The organism is Pedobacter rhizosphaerae (assembly GCF_900111155.1).
GTDB classification, from domain to species: Bacteria; Bacteroidota; Bacteroidia; order Sphingobacteriales; family Sphingobacteriaceae; genus Pedobacter; species Pedobacter rhizosphaerae.
The window spans coordinates 20,204-27,931 of the sequence record NZ_FOGG01000048.1; the positions used below are offsets into that span (position 1 = coordinate 20,204).

Consider the following 7,728-nt stretch of genomic DNA (forward strand, 5'->3'; position numbering starts at 1 on the left):
ACTCACCCAACATCCACAAGTTTTGCGCAAACGTTTGACGGTATCGAAACAAAAGCAGCCGGCAATTAGAACTATTAATAAAGTATTGCCTAATGATTTTTTAGCAGCGTTTTTTGACCAATTAATGAGGGTTCGGGAAATACAATTTTTATCATTAGGTTAGTAAAACGTATTTACATTTATTACAAATTGATTTGAATACTGTTGAGGAGACGATTAATTCTTTTGGAGGTATGGTATAGATTGTAATCGGTTGGGTAACAATAAAATTAATCAATCGTTTGCGTGGAGTTAATCGCGCTTTGAACATGCTAATATCCGTATACTTGAAAATCGAACTACTAAACATAAAAACAAAACATCCTAATGGAACGTAGAAATTTTATTAAAAACGGAGCATTAACAGCAGCAGGCTTAACCATCCTGCCTACTGGAAGTTTATTCGCATCCTCAGATAGTGCAAAAGTAAGACTTGGCTATATTGGTGTTGGTGCACGCGGAATGAGTCACATTTCTGAAGGTGCCTTAAGAGATGATGTAGAAATTGTAGCCATTTGCGATACACAAGAAAGTTCATTAAAAATCTGTCGTTCATTCCTTTCTAAAAAGGGAAGACCGGCACCAACAGAATATACCGGCGGAGTAGATGCCTATAAAAAACTACTCGAAAGAAAAGATATTGATGCTGTTATTATTTCAACACCATGGCAGTTTCACCGTGATCAGGCAGTGGATGCCATGCTTGCGGGTAAATACGTAGGTTGCGAGGTAATCGCAGGTCTTACGCTTAATGATCATTGGGATATTGTAAAAACCTCTGAGAAAACAGGTATGCCATATTCAACATTAGAAAACGTTTGCTACCGAAGAGATGTTATGGCTGCTTTAAATATGGTGAGACAAGGTCTTTTTGGAGAGTTGCTCCACTTCGAAGGTGGATACCAGCACGACCTGAGAGGTGTACTTTTTAATGACGGAAAGCAATATTATGGTGGAGGTGTAGAGTTCGGTCCGAAAGCTTTAAGTGAAGCACAGTGGAGAACACAATTTAATATTGATGTAGATGGCGATTTGTACCCAACGCACGGTGCCGGACCAATTATGCAATATGCAAATATCAATAGAGGTAACCGCTTTACCAGCCTGGTTTCATTCAGTTCGAAGGCCAGAGGTCTGGCAGCTTACGTAGAAGATATGTCTCCAGGTCATCCAAATGCCAAAATCAACTATAAAAATGGCGATGTTACCACTACCTTAATTAACTGCGCAAATGGTGAAACCGTTTTATTAACGCACGATACACATTTGCCTCGTCCATATTCTATCGGTTTCCGTGTTCAGGGTACCAAGGGAATCTGGATGGATGTAAATAAGTCGGTTTACATCGAAAAAAAATCAGCCAAGCATGATGTTTGGGATCCTGCAAAAGAGTGGTTCGATAAGTACGATCATCCACTTTGGAAAAAATATGAAAAAGAAGCTGTAGGTGCTGGTCATGGCGGTATGGATTGGTTTGTTTTCAATGGCTTCATAGAAGCAGTTAAACAGAAAAAACAACCACCAATTGATGTTTATGATTCGGTAACCATGAGTGTAATTACACCACTTTCAACCAAATCATTGAAAGAAGGGAATAAACCACAAAAATTCCCTGATTTTACAAAAGGAAAATGGAAAGAGAGAAAAAATACTTTCGCTCTTGACGATAGCGGTTTTTAGTCTCGGATGCGGGTGACGCGCTTTTGGCCTAGCCCGCTCTATACATATATCCATCTAAATTTACAGGCATTCAGATTAACAGTAATACCTGAAATCATCTTATTAATAATTATTACACCATTATATGTTTCAAAAGGTCTTAGATGTTTATGGGCTTGATTCAAAAGAATTTACTGTTGAACCATTTGGCTCTGGCTTGATCAATCATACTTGGAAAGTTTCCAATGCTGAGAAAGCCTATGTGCTGCAGCGTATCAATATAAATGTTTTTAAATCCCCCGGCGATATCGCCCATAATTTACTCTTATTAAAGAGACATTTAGATCTTACTGCCCCTAAGTATTTATTTGTTGCCCCTATTGATACGGTAAATGGAGATCAGCTGGTAGAGCTGGAAGGCGATTTTTACAGGCTTTTCCCCTTTGTTAAGGGCTCCCATTCTTTAGATTCCGTTACCAAAAGTGAAGAAGCATACCATGCTGCCAAGCAATTTGGTAAGTTTACCCGCATGTTAGATGCTTTTGATGTGAAGAAATTAAAGCCTACCATTAGCGACTTTCATAACCTCCCTCTGCGGGTAGAACAGTTTAAGCAAGCACTGAAAACGGCTGCCGATGACCGTTTAAAGCGTGCTGCCTGGGCAATAGAAGAAACTGTTAGGCATTTAGATATAGCTGTTGATTATCAAAGGATTACGGAAGAGGGGAACCTGACAAACCGGGTAATTCATCACGATACAAAGATCAGCAATGTGTTACTAAGCGAAGGCACAGGCGTAGGCTTATGTGTGATTGATTTAGATACCGTTATGCCGGGATACTTTATTAGTGACGTAGGTGATATGATGCGTACTTATCTTTCGGAAGCCAACGAAGAAGAAACTAATCTGAACCGTGTGCAGGTTCGTGTAGAGATTTTCTCGGCCATTTATAAGGGCTACATGGAAGAAATGCACCGTATTCTTTCTGTAGCAGAAGATAAGTTGTTTGTATATAGCGGAAAGTTTATGATTTACATGCAGGCGCTCAGGTTTCTTACCGATTTCTTAAACGGAGACGTTTATTACAAAACCACTTATCCCGAACAAAATTTAAAGAGGGCATTAAATCAAATCGATCTTTTGAACAAGTATATTGCTGCAGAGCCTGAGTTTAATGAGGCTATCAAAGCCATTGATCTTAAAAAAGGTATTGAAATTAAAACGGTTTAGTGTTTTAATTTAAGCTAGCCCTGGGTTTTTATGTTCGGAATAAGATTTAGAAAAGCCTGGGCATTTGCTTTATATTCTTTTTTATCCAGCTTATAATAGAAAGCACCTTTCTTTGAGCCCAGTTTATCTTTCTCATCCAATTTAATCAATAATTTAGTAGAGGTTATTTTCCTGCTAAAATTTCGGGTATCAATCTTGGTGTCGTTTACTTCCTCAAACAAGATGTGTAGCTGTGGAATAGTAAACTTTTTCGGAAGCATTTCAAATAAAATAGGGTGTAATGCCGCTTTATAACGTAATTTTTTTCTCGCATCTGCCACCATCTGGTTGTGATCAAAAATTAGTTTTGGCCGATCATTAATTAAAAACCACTCTGCTTCATAATCGTCACTAAGCTGCTCCTCATATTTGTGGATGTCGATTAAAGCAAAATAACCTACCGATAAGGTTCGTTCAATCGGATCCCTTTTAGGCTCGCCATAAACCTGCATTTGTTCCAGGTAAACCCCCTCTAATCCTGTCATTTTTTTGAGCACCCTGTTTGCCGCATCGTCAGGACTTTCTTCAGCCCCTACAAAGCCTCCCATTAAGCTCCATTTATTGATTTCGGGCTCTAAGCCACGTTTTACCAATAAGATCTTGAGGTGCTCCCCATCAAAGCCAAAAACAATGCAATCTACGGCAACTAGATAATGGGGTTGACTGGAATATTCGATCATGATAGGGAATTTTGGTTGAAGATGTTAAAAATTAGTGAAAATAAAAATTATTATTAAATGTCTATTTGACAATTAATAATTAATTTATACATTGTGCCCAGATTGCGGCAATTATTTCTGTTGCTTTCTAATCAACAAAATAAAACTATGCAACAAACTTTTGATCTTGATTCAAATCCGCACACGCGATTAAACATCCTCACAGGGGAAAGGGTACTGGTTTCTCCTCATCGTACCAAGCGCCCATGGCAAGGAAAAGTGGAAGAAACTGCTCCCGATAATCGCCCGGAATACGATCCAAAATGCTACTTATGTCCGGGAAATAAAAGAGCAGACGGAGAAACCAATCCAGCTTACGAATCGAGTTTTGTTTTTAATAATGATTTTGCGGCGCTGTTAACAGATACTCCGGCAGCAAAATATAATGAAGACGATTTATTGGTTGCAGAAAATCAAAAAGGGATTTGCAGGGTAATTAGTTTTAGTCCTAAGCACAACCTTACCCTTCCACAAATGAGTACAACTGAAATTGAGGCGGTTGTAGAGGTTTGGCAAGCTGAATTTAACGAGCTTGCTAAAAACGAATGGATTAAATACATTCAGATTTTTGAAAATAAGGGAGACATTATGGGCTGTAGCAATCCCCACCCACATGGTCAAATCTGGGCTACAAGCGACATTCCGTTAGAAATTACGAAAGAAACTGAACGCCAGAAAAGTTATTTCGCAGCGCATGGCGAAAGCTTGCTAAGCGCTTACCTGCGTCTCGAATTAAAGAAACAAGAGCGGATTCTTTTTGAAAATGATCACTTTGTGGTACTGGTACCTTTCTGGGCAGTATGGCCTTATGAAACTATGATTGTAAGTAAACGCCACATTACCAGTATCAAGTTCTTTACTGCATCAGAAAAGAAATCACTGGCAGATGCCATACAAAGGCTTACCATTAAATATGATAATCTTTTCGAAACCTCTTTCCCTTACTCTGCTGGTATGCACCAGGCTCCTGTTAATAGTGGCGATAGTGCGGAGTGGCACTGGCACATGCACTTCTATCCACCACTTTTACGTTCGGCAACGGTGAAGAAATTTATGGTGGGCTATGAAATGCTGGCTAACCCACAACGCGATATTACGCCAGAATTTGCAGCCAATAAATTAAGAGAATTGCCTACCGTACATTATAAAAATAAAGGTTAACAGGATGATAGAACTTAACCTTGATCAAACATATCAAATGAATATTGAAAGATTGAAGAGCATCTTCAAAGACTTGTACCAGGATGAACCCTTGCTGGTTAAATCTCCAGGTAGAATTAACATTATTGGCGAACATACCGATTATAACGAGGGATTTGTACTTCCTGCGGCCATAGATAAGGCTATATACGTAGCCATTTCTAAAAGAAAAGATGATGAAATTCACCTTTTTTCAGAAAGTTATCAGCAGTCGCATGTGGCTAAAGTGGCCGACATACAAAAATCAGACAAAGGCTGGGCAAATTATATATTAGGCGTAGCAAGCGAGATTCAGAAAAGAGGTTACACTTTTGGCGGCTTTAACATTTATATTGATGGTAATGTACCGCTAGGAGCTGGTTTATCTTCTTCTGCGGCATTGGAATGTGCTACCGGATTTGCCATTGACCAACTTTTCGGACTAGACATTCCGAAAATGGATATTGCTTTGATTGCACAAAAGGCAGAACATAATTTTGCAGGTGTAAACTGTGGAATCATGGATCAGTTTGCTTCCGTGTTCGGGAAAAAAGATCGCGCCGTAATGTTAGATTGCAGATCAATGGAGTATGAATACATCCCATTAGAATTGGAAGGATATAAATTGGTACTCTTAAATACCAATGTAAAACACTCTCTTTCAGATTCTGCCTATAATAAGAGAAGGGAGCAATGTGAGCAAGGGGTAGCCTGGGTAAAAGCACATCATCCTGCAGTAAATAGTCTTCGTGATGTCACTGTAGCGATGCTTGACGAATTTGTAAAACCGCAGGATTCTGAAGTATACAGCAAATGTCGTTACGTAGTGGAAGAAATTGGGCGGTTAACCACAGCGGCACAAGAATTAAAAAGCGGTAATTTACAAGCTTTGGGCACTTTAATGTTCCAAACACACGAAGGTTTAAGTAAAGCCTACGAAGTGAGCTGTGAAGAGCTTGATTTTTTAGTAGATTCGGTAAAAAATTTAGAAGGGGTATTGGGCGCAAGGATGATGGGTGGTGGTTTTGGTGGATGTACCATTAACATAGTTAAAAATGAAGTGATAGAGGAGCTTATTGAAAATATAAGCAAGGCCTATCAACAAAAATTCGGATTAAAGTTAGATGCTTACGTAGTAGAAAGTGCTGATGGAACATCTCAAATTGTATAATTAAAAAATTTATATATTACTAACCAAATTATCACTTAATGAAGCACAACTTATTAGAGACGAAGGATTACATAGTTTTTATGATCTACTTCGTTATTGTAGCGGCCTATGGTCTTTACATCTACAACAAAAAGAAATCTGCCTCTACCGGATCTAAAGATTATTTCCTGGCCGAAGGGTCGCTTACCTGGTGGGCAATCGGGGCCTCGCTTATTGCCTCCAATATTTCTGCAGAGCAGTTTATCGGGATGAGTGGCTCGGGATTTAAGATGGGGCTGGCCATTGCCACCTACGAATGGATGGGCGGGCTTACCCTGGTCATTGTGGCCGTATTCTTTATCCCGGTATACCTGAAGAACAAGATTGCCACCATGCCGCAGTTCCTTCACCAAAGGTATAACGGTACGGTAGCCATGATTATGGCCGTTTTCTGGCTCTTGCTTTATGTGGTAGTAAACTTAACTTCCATCCTTTACCTGGGTGCCCTGGCGGTAAGCAGTATTTCAGGGTTCAGTTTAGAACTTTGTATGTATGCCATTGCGGCCTTTGCCATTATCATTACCCTTGGGGGGATGAAGGTAATCGGTTATACCGATGTTATCCAGGTGTTCTTCTTAATTTTGGGTGGTTTGGCAACAACCTACCTAGCCTTAAACTTAGTATCGGAACACTACGGTACCACAGGTGTGCTTAATGGCTATGGCTTAATGACCAGCAAGGCCTCAGAGCATTTCCACATGATCTTTAAACCTGATAACGAGAACTATATCGACCTTCCGGGGTTAAGTGTGTTAATTGGTGGTATGTGGATTGTTAACCTGAACTATTGGGGCTGTAACCAGTACATTACCCAACGTGCCCTGGGTGCCGATTTGAATACTGCCCGTGGCGGTATCCTTTTCGCGGCATTCTTAAAATTGTTAATGCCTATCATTGTGGTACTTCCCGGTATTGCGGCTTACGTGCTGTACAAAGACGGTGCTTTCCAGTCAGAGATGCTCCAGGATGGATCAGTAAACCCAGACAGGGCCTACCCGGTATTGTTGAACCTGTTGCCTGCGGGCTTGAAAGGATTATCGTTTGCGGCCTTAACAGCAGCTGTGGTAGCTTCTTTAGCGGGTAAAGCGAACAGTATCGCCACCATTTTTACCTTAGATATTTATAAGAAAGTATTAAAACCAGATGCTTCTGAGAAGAATTTGGTAGCCACCGGAAAGATTGCCGTAGTGGTAGCGATGATATTGGGTGTGGTGATTGCACCATTCCTGGGTATCGATAAAAAAGGTGGTTTCCAATATATCCAGGAATATACGGGCTTTGTATCCCCGGGTATCTTCGCCATGTTTATTTTAGGTTTCTTCTGGAAACGGACTACTTCCAATGCGGCCTTGTTTGCAACTATTGGTGGTTTCGGCTTATCGTTATTGTTGAAAGCCCTTCCAAACATGACCGATCTTTCCTTCCTATCGGGGATTGGTTTCTCGGTTAAGAATGCGGCAGGCATATATGAAATCCCTTTCCTAGACCGTATGGGTATCGTGTTTGTATTCTGTATTGTAGGGATGGTGATCATCAGCTTATTTGAGAACAAAAACGGTGTTAACCCTAAAGGACTTGATATTGATGCCAAAATGTTTAAAACAACCACCAGCTTTGCTGTGGGTGCATTGATCATTGTTGGTTTATTGGTT

At 40.1% G+C, this 7,728-nt stretch carries 6 protein-coding genes; 5 read left to right on the forward strand and 1 reads right to left on the reverse strand.

All coding sequences use genetic code 11. The annotated features are described in order from the left end of the window. Nucleotides 1-366 precede the first annotated feature (366 nt). Entirely contained in the window at nt 367-1,719 is a 1,353-nt protein-coding gene (locus tag BMX11_RS22310) for a Gfo/Idh/MocA family protein (RefSeq protein WP_090889210.1), read from the forward strand. A 124-nt stretch (nt 1,720-1,843) separates the two neighbouring features. Continuing rightward, nucleotides 1,844-2,929: a phosphotransferase enzyme family protein gene (locus tag BMX11_RS22315; protein ID WP_090889213.1), complete on the forward strand. Its 1,086-nt coding sequence runs from the start codon at nt 1,844-1,846 to the stop codon at nt 2,927-2,929. A gap of 14 nt (nt 2,930-2,943) precedes the next feature. Here BMX11_RS22315 and BMX11_RS22320 read toward each other — a convergent pair whose 3' ends face one another. Then, complete coding sequence (locus BMX11_RS22320) at nt 2,944-3,648, reverse strand: NUDIX hydrolase (RefSeq protein WP_090889216.1); 705 nt, start codon at nt 3,646-3,648, stop codon at nt 2,944-2,946. A gap of 147 nt (nt 3,649-3,795) precedes the next feature. On the opposite strand from BMX11_RS22320, the gene BMX11_RS22325 reads away from it, so the two are divergent. The 3 genes from BMX11_RS22325 to BMX11_RS22335 all read left to right on the forward strand — a co-directional run. Beyond that, nucleotides 3,796-4,848 (forward strand): UDP-glucose--hexose-1-phosphate uridylyltransferase, encoded by a 1,053-nt coding sequence (locus tag BMX11_RS22325; RefSeq protein ID WP_090889221.1) that lies wholly within the window; start codon nt 3,796-3,798, stop codon nt 4,846-4,848. 37 nt (nt 4,849-4,885) lie between these two features. Next, nucleotides 4,886-6,037 (forward strand): galactokinase, encoded by a 1,152-nt coding sequence (locus BMX11_RS22330; protein ID WP_090889224.1) that lies wholly within the window; start codon nt 4,886-4,888, stop codon nt 6,035-6,037. A gap of 38 nt (nt 6,038-6,075) precedes the next feature. Then, nucleotides 6,076-7,728, forward strand: a 1,653-nt coding sequence (locus tag BMX11_RS22335; RefSeq protein ID WP_090889218.1) for a sodium/sugar symporter, incomplete at its 3' end; no start/stop codon positions are given.

Excerpts from the sequence above, each read along its gene's own strand:
- BMX11_RS22310 (WP_090889210.1), top strand. The coding sequence starts at position 367 with ATGGAACGTAGAAATTTTATTAAAAACGGAGCATTAACAGCAGCAGGC.
- BMX11_RS22315 (WP_090889213.1), top strand. The coding sequence starts at position 1,844 with ATGTTTCAAAAGGTCTTAGATGTTTATGGGCTTGATTCAAAAGAATTT.
- BMX11_RS22320 (WP_090889216.1), bottom strand. The coding sequence starts at position 3,648 with ATGATCGAATATTCCAGTCAACCCCATTATCTAGTTGCCGTAGATTGC.
- BMX11_RS22325 (WP_090889221.1), top strand. The coding sequence starts at position 3,796 with ATGCAACAAACTTTTGATCTTGATTCAAATCCGCACACGCGATTAAAC.
- BMX11_RS22330 (WP_090889224.1), top strand. The coding sequence starts at position 4,886 with ATGAATATTGAAAGATTGAAGAGCATCTTCAAAGACTTGTACCAGGAT.